12 protein-coding genes, 1 tRNA gene and 1 pseudogene are annotated in these 18,279 nt (G+C 67.2%); 5 read left to right on the top strand and 9 right to left on the bottom strand.

Translation table 11 applies throughout. The annotated features are described in order from the left end of the window. Nucleotide 1 precedes the first annotated feature (1 nt). The 3 genes from AC1DW0_RS15965 to AC1DW0_RS15955 are packed head-to-tail and all read left to right on the top strand — an operon-like array spanning nt 2 to nt 2,693. The gene (locus tag AC1DW0_RS15965) at nt 2–1,018 is read left to right on the top strand and encodes a glycoside hydrolase family 43 protein (RefSeq protein ID WP_477946828.1); all 1,017 of its coding nucleotides are present in this window, start codon (nt 2–4) and stop codon (nt 1,016–1,018) included. Then, nucleotides 1,015–1,794, top strand: coding sequence for an alpha/beta hydrolase (locus tag AC1DW0_RS15960; RefSeq protein WP_477946826.1), 780 nt, complete (start codon nt 1,015–1,017; stop codon nt 1,792–1,794). The genes AC1DW0_RS15965 and AC1DW0_RS15960 overlap by 4 nt, the downstream gene beginning before the upstream one ends. A gap of 32 nt (nt 1,795–1,826) precedes the next feature. Next, a complete protein-coding gene (locus tag AC1DW0_RS15955; RefSeq protein WP_056203458.1) occupies nt 1,827–2,693 on the top strand; it encodes a hypothetical protein in 867 nt (288 codons plus the stop codon). 52 nt (nt 2,694–2,745) lie between these two features. Here the strand turns inward: AC1DW0_RS15955 and AC1DW0_RS15950 are convergent, their stop codons facing one another. The 8 genes from AC1DW0_RS15950 to AC1DW0_RS15915 all read right to left on the bottom strand — a co-directional run bounded on the left by AC1DW0_RS15950 (nt 2,746) and on the right by AC1DW0_RS15915 (nt 15,007). Next, nucleotides 2,746–3,258 carry a hypothetical protein gene (locus tag AC1DW0_RS15950; RefSeq protein ID WP_477946824.1) on the bottom strand — a complete coding sequence of 171 codons (513 nt, stop codon included), beginning with the start codon at nt 3,256–3,258 and terminating at the stop codon, nt 2,746–2,748. 9 nt (nt 3,259–3,267) lie between these two features. Further along, nucleotides 3,268–4,239, bottom strand: coding sequence for a family 43 glycosylhydrolase (locus tag AC1DW0_RS15945; protein ID WP_477946822.1), 972 nt, complete (start codon nt 4,237–4,239; stop codon nt 3,268–3,270). Nucleotides 4,240–4,258: 19 nt separating this feature from the next. Next, entirely contained in the window at nt 4,259–4,753 is a 495-nt protein-coding gene (locus AC1DW0_RS15940) for a hypothetical protein (protein ID WP_477946820.1), read from the bottom strand. Nucleotides 4,754–4,794: 41 nt separating this feature from the next. Then, a complete protein-coding gene (locus AC1DW0_RS15935; RefSeq protein WP_477946817.1) occupies nt 4,795–7,218 on the bottom strand; it encodes a glycosyl hydrolase 115 family protein in 2,424 nt (807 codons plus the stop codon). Further along, entirely contained in the window at nt 7,218–8,207 is a 990-nt protein-coding gene (locus AC1DW0_RS15930; protein WP_457349996.1) for a glycoside hydrolase family protein, read from the bottom strand. Before AC1DW0_RS15930 ends, AC1DW0_RS15935 begins: the two co-directional genes overlap by 1 nt. Next, nucleotides 8,204–10,036, bottom strand: coding sequence for a rhamnogalacturonan lyase (locus AC1DW0_RS15925; protein ID WP_477946815.1), 1,833 nt, complete (start codon nt 10,034–10,036; stop codon nt 8,204–8,206). The genes AC1DW0_RS15930 and AC1DW0_RS15925 overlap by 4 nt, the downstream gene beginning before the upstream one ends. A gap of 95 nt (nt 10,037–10,131) precedes the next feature. Further along, nucleotides 10,132–13,278, bottom strand: a complete 3,147-nt coding sequence (locus AC1DW0_RS15920) for a TonB-dependent receptor (RefSeq protein WP_477946813.1) — start codon at nt 13,276–13,278, stop codon at nt 10,132–10,134. Between the two features lie 376 nt (nt 13,279–13,654). Next, a complete protein-coding gene (locus AC1DW0_RS15915) occupies nt 13,655–15,007 on the bottom strand; it encodes a TolB-like translocation protein (RefSeq protein WP_477946811.1) in 1,353 nt (450 codons plus the stop codon). A gap of 120 nt (nt 15,008–15,127) precedes the next feature. Here AC1DW0_RS15915 and AC1DW0_RS15910 point away from each other — a divergent pair, with 120 nt between their 5' ends. After that, the gene (locus AC1DW0_RS15910; RefSeq protein WP_477946809.1) at nt 15,128–16,774 is read left to right on the top strand and encodes a rhamnogalacturonan acetylesterase; all 1,647 of its coding nucleotides are present in this window, start codon (nt 15,128–15,130) and stop codon (nt 16,772–16,774) included. A gap of 54 nt (nt 16,775–16,828) precedes the next feature. Continuing rightward, a tRNA-Met gene (locus AC1DW0_RS15905) sits at nt 16,829–16,905 on the top strand. 202 nt (nt 16,906–17,107) lie between these two features. On the opposite strand, the pseudogene AC1DW0_RS15900 reads toward AC1DW0_RS15905, so the two are convergent. Further along, nucleotides 17,108–18,208, bottom strand: a pseudogene (locus tag AC1DW0_RS15900) (IS3 family transposase). Nucleotides 18,209–18,279 lie beyond the last annotated feature (71 nt).

Genomic DNA, 18,279 nt, shown 5'->3' with positions numbered 1-18,279 from the left:
CATGTCTGCTGCAAACCTCACCCGCCGCCAGCTGCTGACCACTGCACTGCTCGCCACGGCCCTGCCCGCCGGCGCCCAGCCCACATCCTGGCCCAACCCGTTGGTCCCCCAGCGCGCCGACCCGCAGATCCTGCGCCACGGCGATTGGGTCTACCTGATGGCCACGGTGCCCGAATACGACCGCCTGGAGCTGCGCCGCGCGCGCAGCATCGCTGGCCTCGCCACTGCCGAGCCGAAAGTGATCTGGCGCCGGCACGAGCAGGGCCCGATGAGCCACCACGTCTGGGCGCCCGAGCTGCACTTCATCGACAACCGCTGGTTCATCTACTTCAGCGCCGGTGAAGCGAAGGAGCCGTGGAAGATCCGCCTGTGGGTGCTGGAGAACGCGTCGCCCGACCCCATGCAGGGCGAGTGGACCGAGCGCGGCCAGATCAGGACGCAGTGGGAGACGTTCACGCTGGACGCGACTGTCTTCGAGCATCGCGGCCGGCGCTACATGGCCTGGGCCCAGACCGACCCGGCGAAGAAGAACCACAGCACCGACATCTTCATCTCAAGCATGAAGAGCCCGACCGAACTGCAAGGCCCGCAGGTGCGGCTGAGCCAGCCCGACTACGCCTGGGAGAAGGTGCGCCACTTCGTCAACGAGGCGCCGGCTGTGCTCATCCACGGCGGCCGCGTCTTCATGACCTACTCGGCCGCCGGCACCGGCGCCGAGTACTGCCTGGGCCTGCTGTGGGCCGACGAGAACGCCGACCTGTTGGACGCGAAGAACTGGCGCAAGTCGCCCGGCCCGGTGTTCACCAGCAGCCCGGAGAACGGCATTTACGGCCCCGGCCACAACAGCTTCGTCACCGAGCCGGATGGCAGCGTGCAGAACGTCTTCCATGCCCGCAACTACCGCGACATCGTCGGCGACCCGCTGAAGGACACCGGTCGCGCCACCCGCGTACAGCCGCTGGCGTTCACGGCCGACGGCATGCCGGACTTCGGCCTGCCGCTGCCCGAGAAACGATGAACCTCATTGCTCTGTCAGCCGGCGCGCCGAATGTCTTTGACGGCGAATCGCCCGACCGCATCTGCCGCCGCCCGACGCGGGCCGAGCTGCACGCCTATCCGTCGCCCTCACCGGCGCGCGGCCGTGCCCTCGTCTATGCCGGCGGCGGCTACCTGCAGCTGATGCACGACAAGGAAGGTGTCGAGATCGCGCAGTGGCTGAACACGCTGGGGCTGGACGCCCATGTGCTGGTACATCGCCTGCCCGGTCAGGACGGCCACCCCTTCGACATCGCGCTGCAGGACGGCTTGTTGGCACTGGCACATCTCGCCACGTTGCCGCGTTTGCCGCTGCTGCACGTAGGCCTGTCCTCGGGCGGCCATCTGGCCGGCGTGATGGCCTGTCAGCGGGAATCGGCGGGCGCCGTCATCGCCTACGCGCCTCTCAATGCCAACCACCGTGATCACAAGTTTCCTGCCGGAAAACCCGACTTTCCGCCGCCCGAGAAGCAGGCCTTCTACGACGCCTGGCCCATCGGCATTGCCAGCCAGCCCCACGGCCTGCCGCGCTGCCCGGTGTTCCTGGCCTATGCGCTGCACGACCCCGTCGTGCCCGTCGCCCATGCACTCAACCTGATCGCCGCGGCCCAGCAACACCGGCTCGACGTCGAGGCCCATGTCTTCCCGCAGGCCGAACACGGCTTCGCGCTGCGGGAACTGGCCGGCACGCAGGATCAATGGCCAGCGCTGGCAGCCCGCTGGATGGGCGAGAAACTGGGCAACCCAAACTTCGCCTAACCTTGCGCGCTTGTCGGGGCAACAAAGCAAGCATGCTGCAAGAGATCAATACCTGGGCTGACTACCGTTCCAAGCTGCGCGAGTTCGACGCCGTGCTCGAACATGGCAAGGCGGTTTCCGCGGCCCTGACCGGCCAGCCCCTCTCGGCTGTGCATGTCAGCTATGGCGAACAGATCTTCGCCAAGCTGCTGTCCCACGGCATCGCCTTGCGCCGGCTGGCGCCTGACCCCACCCAGCAACCGCCTCTCGATCTGTGGGATCTGCCGTCCATGAGCGCCCTGGCGCGCTGCGTCATCGAGGCCCATGACGCCTTTGAGTACATCGCGGGTCATCAAGTGCCGGACTCGGAACGCAGCTTCCGCATCCGGCTCTGGGAACTGCATGACGCCACGCGCCGCCTGAAGATCCTGGGCGGCATCGCTTCGACGGACCCGGCCATCACCGGCATCCTGGCCGACGCGGCGCGGCTCCAGCTGGCGCTGGAAGCGCACGAATACATGGCTTCGCTGCCGGCTGTGCCACAAGCGGAATTGCGCCTGCGACTGCGGCGCAGCGACCCGCCGGACTTTCATCTGAGCCGCCGCCAGCGCTGTGCCATGAGTGGCGTCGACGCCGATTGGCACAAGTCGGTCACGATGCAACTCGCGCAGCACGCGCTCACGCTGCCGTTCTCCGTCCACCAGTTGCACCAGTTCCAGGCGGGTACGCCCCAGGCGCTCCGCCTACTGGCCATGCCGCTGCTCTTCGCCCTGCCCTTCCTGGTTCGCGCCATCCAGGCCATGGACCTGCTGACGCCCGGGCGAGTCCCCAAGCCGCCAAGCCGCACGGCTCGCACCATGACGGTGTGGCGCACCCTGGCCGAGCGAGGCACAAGAGACACCGGACGAGCCGCTGGCTAAAGGTACTGCTGCTCTGGATGACCCGTCTGCAGCGGCGGCAGCGAGCGGGCCATCAATCCCGCAGTACCGCCTGCAGGCGTTCGGCCAACTGGGCACGCTTGGCGTCCGAGCCGGCATTCGCCAGCGCACGCCGGGCCGCGGCCCTGGCCTCGTCGGCGCGGCCGACGGCCAGCAGCGCCTCGGCCTGCGCGGTGTTCAGCAGCCAGTCATCGGGCAGGGCGGCCAGCGACGGCGCCAGCACCTTCAGCGCCCGCCCGGTCTCCGCCAGGCGCAGCAGCCGGTCCGCCAAAAAGTAGCGCGCCACCTTCACGCTGGGCTGCGAGTCCCCCTGCCCCAGCGCCAGTTCTGCCGCCAGCGCCAGTTCGGATTGGGCGACGGCATCGGCCAGACGGCCGGCACCGTCCATCACGGCCGCCAGCTGGCCGTGCAGGTCGGCGACACCCGCCTGCCCGCCGGCTGCGGCGATGGCTCGGACAAAGCAGGCCTCGGCCGCGTCGAGGCGCCCGGCCTCCCAATGCGCGCGGGCCTGCCGCGCCAGCGCGTTGATCGATTCATCAGTGTTCATCGCTCCCCCTCAGCGCTTCGCGGCGCGCTGCGGGAAGTCGCCCACGCCTTGCTCCGTGCGCTCCACCTTGCGGATCGTGCCGTCGTCATTGAAGTGCAGGTACTCCGCCGCCACGTGCCGCTGCTTCTTTGCACAGACCGCACCGGAGACGTCCAGCCAGCGGTGATAGAACAGCAGCCACTGGCCTTTGTACTGGACGATGGAGTGGTGGTTGTTGCCGCCCTCGGCGTCCATGATGACGCCGCGGTAGGTCCACGGGCCTTTGGGCGAGGTGCCCGTGTAGTAGGTCAGGATGCGGTTGTGCTCGGGCATGGTGAAGTAGTACAGGCCGTTCCTCTTGAACACCCACGGGCCTTCCATCGGCGGCTCGTAGCCGCCCATGTCCATCTTCTGCAGTTCGCCCTTGATGCTGCGCATGTCGTCAGCCATCTCCGCCACCAGGTAGTTGACGCCTGATGTGCGGCTGTAGAGGTAGGCGCGGCCGTCGTCGTCAACGAACAGCACCGGGTCATTGGCGTAAGGCTTGCGCCACAGCGGCGCGCCGATCATGTCCTTGAAGGGGCCGGCGGGCGAGTCGCTCTCGGCGATGCCGATGCCCATCCACTTGGTGCTGTTCTTCGGGTTCTGGCGGTCCTTGACGCCGGTGCCGGCGGGGAAGACGAGGTAGTACCTGCCGTTCTTGTAGGCCGCGTCGGGCGCCCAGGCGTAGTCGTCAGCCCACTTCAGGTCCTTGACCGACAGCACCGCGCCGTGGTTCGTCCAGTTGACGAGGTCGGTGGACGAGAAGGCGGTCCAGTCCTTCATGTGGAAGTCGGCCTGGCATTCCTCGTCGTGCGAGGTGTAGAGCCACAGGCGGCCGTCGGGCCAGACATGGCCGGAGGGGTCGGCGGTGCGCAGGTCCTTGCCGAGGGCCAGCGGGTTCTGGGCTTGGCAGGCCGAGGCGGCGAGCAGGGCGGCAAGGGCGAGCGAAGCAAGTTTCACGAGGTCACCTCAGAAGCGGTTACCGGCACGTTGCGACGAGCACGCGGCGGAGCACCTTGCCGAGCGAGGCACCCTGCTCGTCGAAGGCCTCCATCAGAACCTGGCCGCCGAACTTGTCCGTCTTGCCGATGAGGTCGAACGTCCTGAGCCGCCGCACGTCGGCAGGCGAGAACGGCAGGTTGACGAAGTCACGCGTCTTCGGGGATTCGCGAAGACCCTGCAGGTGCACCAGCGAGCGTTCGGCGGCATTGAACTGCGCGAACTCCTTGCCATGGGGATCGGCGGCGAGTTTCAAGCCGGGGCGGACGACTTCGTCCACGGGCGAGGTGGCCGCGTTCGTCGTGCTGCCGTTGACCACCGCATCAAATCGTCCGTCCGGTCTCGCCTTGATCTCGACGGCAAACCGCCCCTGGCCGAACGCCGAGAAATCTGCGACGCAAGTCGTCTGCGCATGAGCGGCGCCTGTGAGGGCCAGCAGACAAGGGATCAGCGTGACTGGGATGCGTGCTCTCATGGGGAGGTGGGGTCAACAAGGTTGGGAATTCTGACTCGCGGTCAGGAGCGGCAGGCGCCGGGCAGCAGTTCGGCGCCATCGAACATCAGGTCGCGCTGGCCGGCCGCCAGTTGCAGCCGCAGCGTTCCGGCGGCGCGTTCTGGCAGGGTCAGGGATGCGCTCAGTCGATTGGCCAGCACGCCCTGCCCCCAGGCGGCGTCCTGCACGCCGCGCGGCCAGCGCAGTGGGTGGGTCTGGCCGTCGACGACCACGTCAGCCTGCCAGGGCTCGCCTGCGGTCAACGGGTAGGTGGGGAGCACGTAGACGCGCAGGCAGCTGGCGCCGGCGGGTGCCTGCGCTTGCAGCGCCAAGGTCGAGCCGGGCTGCTGTGCGGCGAGCACGCCGTCGCCGCGACCGAGGCCGGGGATGAGGCGCCAGCCCTGCGAGGCGGTCACACGCAGCGCGGGTGGCGCTGCAGCGGCCGTGGCCACGGGTGCGAGGTCGGCAGCGGCTTTCGCGATGTCGCTCAGCGCATCGGCCGTGCTGCCACCCAATCCGGCGGCCGGTAGCAACGGCGCCTGCTGGCGGTAGCTGGTCCAAAGGCCATCGGCCGGTTCCTCGGCCAGGATGCCGGCCCAGCGGCCGCCGTTGCAGCGCGCGGTCAAGGCCTTGAGGCGCTGATCGGCGCGCACGGCCTGGGCGGCGAAGCGGCGGGCACCAGCGGGATCGCGCTCCATCGTCGCCGCGTAGCGCTCCAACGCAAAGAAGCGCTCGTTGGCCAGGGCCGAGGCGCGCAGCGGGTATTCGACGAGTTGGAAGAAGCCGTCGCGCTGGGCGGCAGTGACGCGCAGGCGTACGGCATCCAGGCGCTCCAGCAGGCGCGCAAAGCGGCCCAGGCGCTCGTCGACGGCAGCAGGTGCGAGTCCGCTGCGGCGCATGCGCTCACCCGGCAGGTTGAATTGCAGATGCTCGGGGCGGCGCTCGAAGTTGAGGCGGTAGTAGCCGTCCCAGATGTCGGCGATGCCAGCAACGCCGAAGAGCCGCTGCGCCAGCTCACGAAGGTAGGCCTGCTGGCCCTGCGCCCGCACGGCGGCCGGGTTCCAGGCCAGGTCGAACCAGTGGCTGAGGTTGACCTCGTGCGGCTTGATGTCGCCGGCGTTGGCGATCCACAGCCGCTGCGCGCCGGCATCGAAGGCGCGGCCCATTTCTTCGGCGACGAGTGCGGGCGGCGTGGTGGACAGCCACAGATAGGACAGCGGCGCGCCGAGATAACTTAGGTGGTAGTACACGCCCGAGCCGCCTGAGCGCTTGGTCTGCTCCGCGTCGGGGAACTGGCGGATGTAGCCGAAGTTGTCGTCGGGCCAGACCAGCGTCACGTCGTCGGGCAGGGCCAGCCCGGGCAGCAAAGGCAGCACTTCCTTGTAGGGCACAAAGACCTGCGGCAACTGCGTCGGGTCGCCCACATGTTTGGCGAGCAGCTCGCGCTGGTCGGCAATCAGGTGGTTCAACAGCGCCTGCTTCTCGGCCACCGTGCCGCCGCCCTGCATGCCAGAGTCGTGGATGCCGCGCATGCCCAGCGTGTAGAGGTTGTCGAAGCGGCCATTCGTCTTCAGCCGCGCGGCCCAGTAGTCGCGCACCTGTTCGGGATGAGTTGCGTAGTTGTACTGCTCGGCCGGCGCCTTCCACTCGGCGACGTTGTTGCGCAGCATCGGCTCCGCGTGGGATGAGCCCATGACGATGCCATAGCGCTGCGCGAGCTCGGCATTGCGCGGATCGGCGTTGAAGGCGCCCGAGACTTGGTGCATGGCCGGCCACAGCGTGTTGGCCTTCAGGCGCAGCAGCAGGCGGAAGACCTGCTCGTAGGTGCGCGGGCCAATCGTGCGGGCCTCGGGCTCGAAGGTGCGAGAGGCCCAGGGGAAGAGGCCCCAGTCCTCGTCGTTGATGAACAGGCCGCGGTACTTCACGGCGGGGCCGTCGTGCAGCGGCTCGGTCAGGCTGACATGCAATGGCCCGCGCTTGAGCGGCGCGACGTCCGCCCACCAATGCCAGGGCGACACGCCCAGCGCCTGGCTCAGCGTGTAGACACCATAGGCCGTGCCGCGGCGGTCGGCGCCGGCGATGACGAGAGCCGCTTTCACGCCCGGTGCGGGGTCGCGCAACAACGCGATCTGGAAGCACTCCCAGCAGCCCTTGAGCTTGCTGAGGTCCAGACCTGATGCGTCGATGGCCGCGTGGTGGCCGGCGGCGCCTACCCAGATCTGCACGGCGCCTTTGTTGTTGCCCATGCTGGCGCGCAGGCCGAGGCGCTTCAGGTCATCCGCGAGGTCCTGGGCAACAAAAGCTTCGAGCGGATCGGCATCCGGCGCGGCGACGATGACGGCGCCGTCGAGCGGCACGCTGCCCGGCGTGGCCTTGGTTGCAACGTTGAGCCCGGCTTGCGCGGTGCCAGCCAGACCGATCCACAGACCCAGCAGCAGCGCGCGCATCAGCGGGCCTTGAATGCAGACCGCAGATCGGGCGGCGGCGCGTTGCGGTCCACGGTCAGCCAGCCGTCCTGCAGCTTCATCTCCGCGACCTGGATGACGGTGCGCTGGTGCCAGCGGTCGTCGGCCTTCGCTTCAGGCTCGCCGCTCTGGTGCGTGAAGTAGAAGAGGTAAGCCCGGCCGTCGACAACGGTGACGCCCGGGTGCTGGCCCTTGGCGCGGTCGGTGGGATGCTCGCCGATGCCGGCCAGCAGTCGCGTGGGCTGCTCCTGCCAGTTCTCGGCGTCGTCGGAGCGCAGCACCAGCAGCCCCTTCCACAGATCGGCCACCAGCCACCATTTGCCGGCGAACTGGAACACCGTCGGCCCTTCACCGGGCAGCGGGCTGACCGGGCCGCGCACGGTCCAGGTCTTCATGTCGGGGCTGTCGGCCACCTTGAGCTTGCTGCCGCCCTGCTCGTCCTTGAACCACATGCGCCAGCCGCCCTGCGGCGCGCGGATGACGGACGCGTCGATGACCTTGGGCGAGCCCAGCTCCGCCTTGCCGGCGCAGGTCCAGTTGCGCAGGTCCGTGCTGGTGAGGTGCTCGATGCGCCGCTCGCCCGTCCAGCTCTTGTGCACGCCGGGCACGATGGTGAGCCACAGGTGGTACACGCCGTCGAAGTCCTGGATCTCTGGCGCCCACAGCGTGGCGCCGGTGCACTCGGCAGGGAACTTCGCCTCGCCCGACGCGCGCCAGCGGTTGCCGTCGTCCGTCGTCGCGATGCCGATGGGCGTGGCGTGCACCCAGGTCACGTCCTTGGGGTCGTCCAGCCGCATCGTCGCGCGACGGTTGGTGTAGAACATCTCCCAGCGCTTCAGGCCACGGTTGAAGACGAGGGAGACATCGGCCGCGCCGTCCAGCACCGGGTCTCGGTAGAGCGGCCGCGGTGCCGGTTCGGGAGCAGCGCAGCCGGCAAGCAGTGCCAGCAGCAACAGCGCAATGAACTTCATGGCGTCGTGACGGCCAAGTAGCGCGGCGGCTTCATCCCGTGGCCGAGGTGGAAGCTGGTGTGCGGCGGCTGGTTGTAGCCGGCGTTCTGCGCGGCCACCTGCACGCGGTATTGCGGGTCGTGCATCAGCGTGACGAGGCGGTGCTCAGTCGGCACGGCCGTCGAGAAGACCAGCAGGGCCGTGCTGTCCTCGTTGCGCCAGACGACTTCCTCGCGCCAGTCGCCGAACAGGTCGGCCGACAACACCGGGTTGCCCTTGGTGCCGTTGTTGGACGCCGCACCAAACTTCTTGCCGTTCAGCACGTTCTCGAACTTGAAGCTGGCAGGGTTCCACTTGTCGATGGCGACGTGGTCCAGTGACTCGCGCAGCAGGTCGCCGTCCCACCAGATGGCGAAGTTGTAGCGGTTGGGGTGCTGCTCGCTGATGAGCTTGCCGCCCGCGCTCATCAGGCCGCCGACCGAGCCCCAGCATTCGGCGCCGGGGTAGGCCGGGTCGATGTCGAAGCAGACACCGCGGCCTACGTCGGTGTTCTTGCCGGACATGCTCCACAGCAGCTTGCCGGTGGCGGCGTCGTGCATCTCCAGCCCATGCTCGCCGTAGCAGCGCGGAGTCTCGTGGACCATGAAAACTTGCTGGCCCTCGCGCGCCGGGTCGAAGGCGCTGGCGTGCAGCGCGTCGCCGTGGCACAGGCCGGTGCTGTAGAGCAGCTTGCCGGTGCCGGAGATGGTGGCAGCGCCGTAGATGATGTCGTCCAGGCCGTCGCCGTTGACGTCGGCCACCGAGAACCAATGCGCGCCCTGGCCCGCAGCGGGCTTGCTCGCAGCATCCGCGTCGCTGTCGAACACCCACCGCTGAGTCAGCTTGCCATCGCGCCAGTCCCAGGCGGCCAGCACGGCGCGGGTGTAGTAGCCGCGCGAAAACACCGCGCTGGGGCGCTGGCCGTCGAGGTAGGCCACACCGGCCAGGAAGCGGTCGACGCGGTTGCCGTAGGCATCGCCCCAGGCCTGCACGTCGCCGCGCGGCGGCGTGTAGTTCACGGTGGCCATGGCCGCGCCGGTCAGGCCGTTGAATACGGTCAGGAACTCCGGCCCGGCCAGCACATAGCCCGCCTCGTTGCGGTAGTCGGCCTTGGCGTCGCCAATCACCATGCCCGCGCCATCCACCGTGCCGTCGGCCGTCTTCATCATCACTTCGGCCTTGCCGTCGCCATCGAAGTCGTAGGCAAGGAAGCTGGTGTAGTGGGCGCCGGCGCGGATGTTCTGGCCAAGGTCGATGCGCCACAGCCGCGTGCCGTCGAGCTTGTAGGCGTCCAGCAGCGTGTGGCCTGTGTGGCCCTTGTGCGAGTTGTCATGCGCGTTGGTAGGCTGCCATTTCACGACGAGTTCGTATTGGCCGTCGCCGTCGAGGTCGGCCGCTGCGCCGTCGTTGGCCTCGTAGCGGTAGGCCAAGCCGTCGGGCGTCACGCCGCCTTCGGGCTTTTGCAGCGGCACGCGCAGATAGGGCTGGCTCCACGGCGCGACGGCGGCGGACGCAGGCTGCTCCTGGCCGCCCACAACGGCGCGCACGGTATAGAGGCTGTCGCTGCGGCCTTGTGCATCGACCAGGTTGGTCAGCGCCTGAGGCTCGTGGGTGACGCGCTGGCCGTCGCGGTAGACGTTGAAACGCACGCCGGCCGGCTCGGTGCCCAACAGGCGCCAGCTGACGAACACGCCGGACGAAGTCGTCAACGCAACGACGCCGCGATCAAGCCTCTCCATCTGCCTGGGCTGTGCTTGAGCTGCGCCGGCCAACAACAGGCAGCAGACGAGGAGATGGCGCAGAAGACTCATGGTGGCGGTCAAAAAAAGCGGCCCCAGCGGAGGCGGGGGCCGGTGCGCGATCAGCGCAACACAGAGGCCATGCCGGCCCGGGAGTCCAATTCAGGTCAGAGCTTGTAGCCCAGTGTGACGTAGTAGCGGCGGCCCGACCAGGCCAGCTCGTTGGGCCGGCCCAGGTCGCCGGCATAAGTCAGCTCGGCCTGGTTGGTCAGGTTCTTGGCTTCCAGGGCCAGCGTGAAGTTCTTCGTCGCCTTCCACTGGATCTTGGCGTCCAGGTAGCCGGTCTTGTCGCTGAAGTTCGGGTTGCCCGACACGTCGTTGCCGCCGGTGTAGTACTTGTCGCGATAAGCGTAGGCCAGGCGCGCGTTGAAGTTGCCGTCGTCGTACCACAGGCCCAGGTTGTAGGAATTCTTCGACATGCCTGGGTAAGGCAGAACCGAGTTGTCCAGCGGGCTGATGAGTTCGTTGCCCTTGGCGTAGCTGAACGCCATGCGCGTGTAGTTGGCATCCACGCCGAAGTTGCCCAGCCAGCCCGGCAGGAAGGACAAGGCCGTGCGGCCCGCCAGCTCGATGCCCTGCGTCTTGGCACCCTCGCCATTGACGGCCTGGGTCACGTCGAACAGCCGACCGTCGCCGTAGAAGTTCACGCTCGGCCGGTAGACGCCGGTACGCACATAGGTGCCGATCTCGGTGCGGAACGTGGCCAGGCTGACCTGCGTGTCGCGGCTGGGGTAGTACTCCACGCTCAGGTCGTACTTGGTGGCGCGGTAGGGCTTGAGTTCCGGGTTGCCGGCCGTGCAGTCGTCGGTGCCGTCACCGCCGCGCGCCGGGTCGCCGCTGCCGGTCGTGCAGGTGACGTTGGGCGCCAGCAGATTGATCGCCGGACGGGCCATCACCTTGGCCGCACCACCGCGGACCAGCAGCTTGCCGTTGATCAGCTGCAACGTGGCGTTCAGGCTGGGCAGCACGTCGCTGTAGCTGTTGCTGATGGACACCACCTTGTTCGTGTTCACGAGCGGCGAGCAGGTCGACACCGTGGCCGGGTTGCAGGTACGGTCCGTCTGCAGGCCGGTCGAGGTCACGTCGGTGCGGGTGTAGCGCACACCGACATTGCCATCCAGCGGCAGGCCGAGGATCTCGGTGCCCCAGTCCAGCCGCACGTAACCCGCCTTGACCTTCTCGGTGATGTCGAAGGCCGGGATCTGCGGATAGGTCTTGCCGTCGTTGCCAGGCGTCGAGTACAGGTATTTGTGGCTGAAGTCGCTGGTGTCGAAGATGCCCGAGGCCACCGTGGCGGCATAGTTCGGCGCCGTCCAGTTGGCGGGTACGCCGGAGACGTCGCCATAGCCGCCCATGAAGGTGCCGGGCGACTTGGTGCGGATCGCGTTGACGATCTCCTGCATGCGCGCGCCGGTCACATACGCCGTCTTGAAACCGCTGTTGATGTAGGTCTGCGCGTCGTTGGGGCGTTGCGCCGTGCCGGTGTAGAGCGGGTCCCAGATGAAGGTCTGGTTGACGTTTGCCGTGCGGGCATTGATGTCCACCGCCTCGTCGGTGGCGGTCAGGCTGCCGTTGTTCTGCACCAGGTAGCCGCCACCGTTGTACTGGCGCGAACTGGACTCGCGCGCCTGGCCGCCGAACCACAGGCTCTGGAAGAGGTTGTGGTCGAAGTTGTACTGGAAGTCCAGCTTGCCCTGGCGCTCGGTGTTCTTCGTGGCCGACGGCCGGTACTGCAGCTGCGCCTGCACATAGGACGACGCGTTGTCCGGGCTGTAGGCCGTCGGGAACGTGAACTGCGGCAGGTGGCTGCCGTCGAGCTTGACGACCAGGCCCGGCGCGTTCTGCGTCAGCACGATGTTGTTGCTCTCGCTCTTGTAGTCCGACTTGGAGTCGCCCAGCAGCCCTTCGACGCGCCAGCTGTTGTTCTTGAACTTGAAGCCGGCGGTGGTGTACTTGGACTCGATGTCCAGCGCGAAGTCGCGCGCCGACGTGCTGAACGCGCCCTGGCCGCCCTGGCCCGCCACGTTCAGGCAGTTGCCGACGGTGAACTGCGTGACGTGGTGGTTCTCCACCACCATGCCGGCCGGCGTGGCGGCGGTGGGCGCCGCGACGCAGGTGCCGGCAGTCTGCACCGTGGCGTCGGCGCGGTAGACCGGCGCATTGCCCGGCGAAGCCAGCCGCGTCACCGCCGAGAAGTCGGTACCGTAGTTCATGTCGTTGAGCCGCTGGGCCTGCGTGTTGGCCTGGTAGCTCACGTAGGCGTCCAGCTCCTTGGTGAACTGGTATTGCGCCGTCACCTCGGCGGAGCTGCGCTTGTGGTCGCGGGTCCAGATGCCGTAGCGCGAGATGCGCGGCGAGTAGTCGAACCACTGGCTGCGGCAAGGCGCCTGGTCAGCGGCAGCCAGGCTGCTGCAGCCGGCCGACGTGGTGACAGCCGCCGCATTGGCGTTCAGGCTGGTGACGGTCTTGTCGGCCGAGAAGTCCCAGTCGCGCAGGAAGGCCCAGGAGGTGTTGCGGGAGAAGTCACCGCGCGTGTAGATCTTGTCGTAGACCAGGTTGGCCATGAGGCCGAGCTTGCCGTCCAGGAATTTGTCGGCCAGCAGCAGCGTGCCGCGCGGCTGCATGCCGCCGCGCAGACTGCCCTGCTCGGCCGCCAACGTACCAGCGATGGTGCGCTTGGTGAAGTCGAGCGGCTTGCGCGTCGTGATGCGCACGGTGCCGCCGATGCCGCCTTCGGTCAGGTCGGCCGTGGAACCCTTGATGACGTCGATGGAGGAAATCAGCTCCGACGCCAGCTCGCGCAACTCGGCCCCGCGGCCCGCGCCGCCGTTGGTACCGAGCACCGACATGCCGTTGATCTCGACGCGGTTCAGGTCGGGCTCGACACCGCGGATGGACACCTGCGAGCCTTCGCCGAACTGGCGCGACAGCTGCACGCCGGTGATGCGCGACAACGCCTCGCCGACGTTCTTGTCCGGGAACTGGTCGATGTCTTCCGCAACGATGCTGTCGCTGACGGTCGACGCATTCTTCTTGCGGTCGATGGCGCTCTGGATGGAGCGGCGGATGCCGGTGACGGTGACCGTGTCGAGCTGCTGGGCCTTGGCCTTGTCGGCGGCCGCAGGTGCCGAAGCGGCATCAGCCGGCGCGGCGGGCTGCTGGGCGTGCGCCTGGCCGGCCAGGACCGCCGAGATAGCCAGGGCCAGCGGCGTCCAACGCGAAACCGGCGAACCACCGTGAATCTTCTTCAGCATTTTGTCTGTCTCCGAAAATATCAACCGGGGAGAACTCGAAAAGGCTCTCTTTAATGCCCCGAAGACAGTCTAGGGGCCGGTTTTGCGCTGTGTTCACACGCCGGCAAAGAATCACGACCGTGATTGCTTTGACTCCGCAAAAACCCTTGAAAGGCGCAGATTCGCTCAAATTCCTGATTAACCCGGCCCAGCGGCTGAGCGCGCAACGGCCCAATGGCCAGTGATGCGGCCATGCGCCAGCCGCGTGCCGGCAATTTGAGCGTTAGGCAATATGGCGCCTGATTTTCAATATCAACAAACCCGCCCGCGACGGTTTCATTCGAACGAATCGAATATCAATATTTGAATATTGGCGTCGAACCGTCAGCGTACAGGCTCACGGCTTGCGCTCGACCCAAGCTTGGGGTACCGGCACGATGCAGATATTCATCTCGCGTCCGTCGGCGGCGAGCATGGCGGACTGGATCTGGATCTTCTTGCCGTCCGGGCTGAAGGTCGGGTGCGGGTGGTCGCGCGCCGTGGTCTTGTGGCCGGTGGTCAGCAGGATCATTTCGCGCGTCTTGCGGTCGATCAGGTAGAGGCTGCGGCTGAAGTCGTCGCCAACCGCAAAGCGCCCGTCTGACGAGCCGTGGACATGCCACAGGCCGCTGCCCGAGGGCGTCTGGCCGGCAATCGTCATCTCCCGCGTGCGCAGGTTGACGATGGCCAGGCCCGTCGGCTTCTCGCGCGTGCCGGCATCGCCCCAGGCGGCGTCCTGACCGGGGTTGGCGCCGCCCACGTCGGTGGCGGCCGGCCGGTTCGGATCAACGACGCCGGGAATAGCGCGGTGGCCCATGATGGCCAGCGCCACCTCGTCCTTGCCGATGAAGGCCTCGTGCGTGACCCATTCATACGGTGCTTCGGGGTAGAGCGGCCGCAGGCCGGTGCCGTCGCCCTTGACCGTCCAGGTCCGCTGCGGTGACTTGCCGCCCGTCTCCCAGCTGAACACCAGTTCGCCCGGGTTCCAGCTGTTGCTCTGGATGTGGCCGATCTGGAAGGGCACCGAGACGACGTGGCGGATCTCGCCCGTCTGCACATTGATCTTGCCGATGGCATGCGGCCCGGCACCCATGCCGCGCGGGCCGAAAGGTGGCTCGATCTTGGTACCAGCGGGCAGGCGGGCACCGGCGTAGGCCTTGCCCTGGATGCGGAAGTAGAACCACTGGCCGTCGGCATCCAGCGCGTTGTCGCCTACGGCCTCCAGCTCGGGCGGCAGCGTGCCGATGACGCGCTGGTAGCTGCTGGCCGGCTTGATCATGCCGGCGCGGCTGTCGGCGAAGACGCGGTCCAGGTCGACCTCGATGGCCTGCATGGCCTTGGGGGCGCCCTTCCTGTCGGGCCGCAGGAAGTAGAGCTTGTTGCCGCCCGACTGCGCGAGGTTGAGCATGCCGTCGTAGCCGCCCTCGGTGACCTGCACCATCTCGCCGCTGGCCTCGCTGACGGCGATGGCTTCGCCCTTGACGCGGTTGGAGCGGAACACCAGCCACTGGCCGTCGGCCGTCCACTGCGGATGGCTGGGGTAGATCTTGGAGTCGCCGCGCGGCTGTGTGGTCAGGAAGGTCAGCAGCGCGCCGGTGACGGGGTCGGGCACGACGCGCTTCTCGGACGGGAAGCGCTGGCCGATCTGTGCCCAGGTGGACGCCGTGGCCAACAGCAGGCACAGCAGCAGGGAGGTCTTGCGAAGCGACATGATGGGTGCCCGGTAGAAGTGGCGCGACTCTAGGACTCGCTCTGTTGCGCGATGTTGCTGGGCCTCAATCGCTCAAGAACTTGCGCCGTCCTGGCCCGGCCTGCTCCTAGCATGCGCGCCATGATCCGCACGCTCATCGCCTTGCTCTCACTGTTCGCCTTGCCCCTGACACAGGCCCAGACCTTCACCGCCAGCACCGACCCCGCCCGCGCCCAGGTCAAGCTGCCCGAGCCAGCCAAGCCCGAACTGCCGTCGCTGATCCTCATCGGCGACTCGACAGTGCGCAACGGTCAGGACGACGGCCAGGGCAAGGGAGCCGAAGGTCAGTGGGGTTGGGGCAACCCGATCGCCGCCTACTTCGACACGAACAAGATCAACGTCGTCAACCGCGCCGTGGGCGGCCTCTCCAGCCGCACCTATCGCAGCAGCGGCCATTGGGACCGCACCAAGCCCTTCATCAAGCGAGGCGACTGGGTCGTCATGCAGTTCGGCCACAACGACGCCAGCCCCGTCAACGACAACAGCCGCGCCCGCGGCGTGTTGCGCGGCACGGGGTCGGAGAAGGAAGACATCGACAACCAGCTGACCGGCAAGCCGGAGACGGTCTACACCTACGGCGCCTACCTGCGTGGCTACATCGCCGAGATCCGCGCGGCCGGCGCCACACCCGTCGTCTGCTCGCCCGTGATCCGCAAGCGCTGGGAGGCTGATGGTGTGAAGGTGACGCGCGCCGGCGGTAATTTCGCGGCTTGGGCCGCCGAGGTGGCCAGGCAGGAGGGCGTGACCTTCATCGACCTCAACGAATGGGGCGCGTTGCGCTATGAGGCGCTCGGCAAGGCCACGGTCGAGAAGCTCTTCCCTGCCGACACGCCGCAGGAGACCGTACACACCAACTGGCTCGGCGCGGCGGTCAACGCGCAGCTCGTCATCGCCGGGCTGATCCAGAACAAGGTGCTGCCGGACGCCTTCTACACCCGTCGCTTCGCGCCCGACGGCTCAGACGACCGGCCTGTCGTCGACGCCCGCAAGGTCAAGGTCGAAGCACCTCGCGATCCCAAGTTGCCCAGCCTCGTGCTGATTGGGGACTCCACCGTGCGCAGCGGTGGCCAGAACGGCGCCTATGGCTGGGGTGAGCGACTCGCACCCTTCTTCGACACCCAGCGCATCAACGTCGTCAACAACGCCATCGGCGGCCGCAGCAGCCGCACCTTCTTCACCGAAGGCCGCTGGGCCTCGGTGCTCGACCAGCTCAAGGCCGGCGACACGCTGCTGATCCAGTTCGGCCACAACGACGGCGCCCGCATCGGCGACCCGGCGGGCAAGAACCGGGGCTCCGTGCCCGGCATCGGCCCCGAAGCCGTGGAAGACACCAAGCCTGATGGCAGCAGGGAGATGGTGCAGAGCTTCGGCTGGTATCTCGCGCGCTTCATCAGCGATGCCAAGGCCAAGGGCGCGAGCGTTATTGTGTTGTCGCCCATCCCGCACAAGGACCGCTGGCAGACGGGCCAGCCGCGCGACTTCGAGAACTACACCGCCTGGGGCGAGCAGGTGGCGCGCGAGAACGGCGCCCAGTTCATCGACCTGACGATGCTGGTGACCGAGGCCTATCGCGTCATCGGTGCCGAGCGCGTCGACGCCTATTTCGCCGACGCCCGCACCCACACCAATGACGCCGGCGCCGTGTTCAACGCCACCCGGGTCGTCGAGGGCCTGAAGCGCCTGCCGGGCAAGCCGCTGCAAGCCTACCTGCGCGAGCCCACGCTGTGATCTTTCGCGACAGCTTGCCAGCCTCCAAAAACTTCGCTTAGAATAGCCGGCTCAGGCGCTTTAGCTCAGTTGGTTAGAGCGATGGAATCATAATCCACAGGTCCGGGGTTCGAGTCCCTGAAGCGCCACCAAAAATAGTCCAAGCGCGAAAGCACTTAGACACGAAAGCCACCCTAGCGGTGGCTTTTCTGCTTTCTAAGCTTCAGTGGCGGCCTATAGCGCTTCTTACGCGCTTCTTACCCCCAAGGCGCCTACGGAGCGCGCCTCTGCCCGCACGTACGGGACGGCCCCACTTCCCCGTACGTACGTCGTCGGGGCGGCGTATTGTGCTGATCAAGTTTTCTCGGACACAGCGATAGGTTGTTTGACTGCCGATTGCTGCTCGAAGGCATTGGGTAGCAGGTTGCCCAGTTTGAGTGCGGGCGCACGCTGTTGTAGAAGTCCACGGTGTAGTCGGCGATGTCGGTCATGGCCTCGGAGTGGTTGGCGCAGGCGCGTTGCCAGACGCGCTCGGTCTTGAGGCTCAGGAAGAAGCGCTCCATCACCGCGTTGTCCCAGCAGTTGCCCTTGCGGCTCATGTGCCGACCAGGCCGTAGCGAGCCAGAAGCCCCTGATGCAGCGCACTGGCGTACTGACTGCCCCGGTCCGAATGCACGATCAGCCCTGGCGCCGGGTGACGTTGCGCGATGGCCAGTTGCAACGCCGCGCAGACCAACTCGGCGTGCATGCTCGGTGCCATCGCCCACCCACGACTTTGCGCGCGTACAGGTCCAGCACTACCGCCAGGTACAGCCAGCCGCTGCGCGTGCGGATGTAGGTGATGCCGCTCACCCAGGCCTGGTTGGGGCCGCTGGGATCAAAGCGCCTCGCCAGCACGTTGTCGGAGACGGGCAACACATGGCCACTGACGGTGGTGTGAATGAACTTGCGCCTCCACAGCGCGTGCAGCCGGTGCTCGCGCATCAGCCGACGCACCGTGTCGCCCCAGCCGCGGACCCTTGGCGCGCAGCGCCGCACACAGCCAGCGGCTGCCGTACACCCGGCCGCTGGCGGCGAACCCTGCCTTGAGTTGCGTGCGGCGGCCCACAGTGATGGCCTTCTTGCTCAACTGCTCGACGAGTCGGTGACTCAGCGCAGTTCCCGGGCGAAGAAGGCCGATGCTTTTTTAGGATGTCGACGTCGCCTCGCAGCTGCTTGTTCTCGGCTTCAAGCTGACGGATGCGCTGCTGCTCTGCGGTGAGCGGCTTGCCGATGCCAGGCCGGCCGGTCGCCTCTTCATCGAGCTGGGCCTGATCTTGCCACCGCCTCATGGCGAGGCTCGCCCAGCTTCATGTCGCGGCAGACCTCGCTCACGCCCAGGCCATGCTCGCGAATCATCTGCACGACCTGCAGCTTGAATGCCGCGTCGAAGTACCTTCGTTGTCTCTTGCTCATGTCCCTCGTCCAGGTGAATTCCACCTATCGAGGTGTCCGTGGAAATTAGACCAGCACCGGTCCGATGCGCA

The organism is Roseateles sp. P4_D2 (genome assembly GCF_056401875.1).
This window is presented reverse-complemented; position numbering and strand designations above follow the sequence as displayed.

Bases quoted from the DNA above. Each gene is read 5' to 3' on its own strand.
- AC1DW0_RS15965 (WP_477946828.1), top strand. From the start codon at position 2: ATGTCTGCTGCAAACCTCACCCGCCGCCAGCTGCTGACCACTGCACTG.
- AC1DW0_RS15960 (WP_477946826.1), top strand. From the start codon at position 1,015: ATGAACCTCATTGCTCTGTCAGCCGGCGCGCCGAATGTCTTTGACGGC.
- AC1DW0_RS15955 (WP_056203458.1), top strand. From the start codon at position 1,827: ATGCTGCAAGAGATCAATACCTGGGCTGACTACCGTTCCAAGCTGCGC.
- AC1DW0_RS15950 (WP_477946824.1), bottom strand. From the start codon at position 3,258: ATGAACACTGATGAATCGATCAACGCGCTGGCGCGGCAGGCCCGCGCG.
- AC1DW0_RS15940 (WP_477946820.1), bottom strand. From the start codon at position 4,753: ATGAGAGCACGCATCCCAGTCACGCTGATCCCTTGTCTGCTGGCCCTC.
- AC1DW0_RS15935 (WP_477946817.1), bottom strand. From the start codon at position 7,218: ATGCGCGCGCTGCTGCTGGGTCTGTGGATCGGTCTGGCTGGCACCGCG.
- AC1DW0_RS15930 (WP_457349996.1), bottom strand. From the start codon at position 8,207: ATGAAGTTCATTGCGCTGTTGCTGCTGGCACTGCTTGCCGGCTGCGCT.
- AC1DW0_RS15925 (WP_477946815.1), bottom strand. From the start codon at position 10,036: ATGAGTCTTCTGCGCCATCTCCTCGTCTGCTGCCTGTTGTTGGCCGGC.
- AC1DW0_RS15920 (WP_477946813.1), bottom strand. From the start codon at position 13,278: ATGCTGAAGAAGATTCACGGTGGTTCGCCGGTTTCGCGTTGGACGCCG.
- AC1DW0_RS15915 (WP_477946811.1), bottom strand. From the start codon at position 15,007: ATGTCGCTTCGCAAGACCTCCCTGCTGCTGTGCCTGCTGTTGGCCACG.
- AC1DW0_RS15910 (WP_477946809.1), top strand. From the start codon at position 15,128: ATGATCCGCACGCTCATCGCCTTGCTCTCACTGTTCGCCTTGCCCCTG.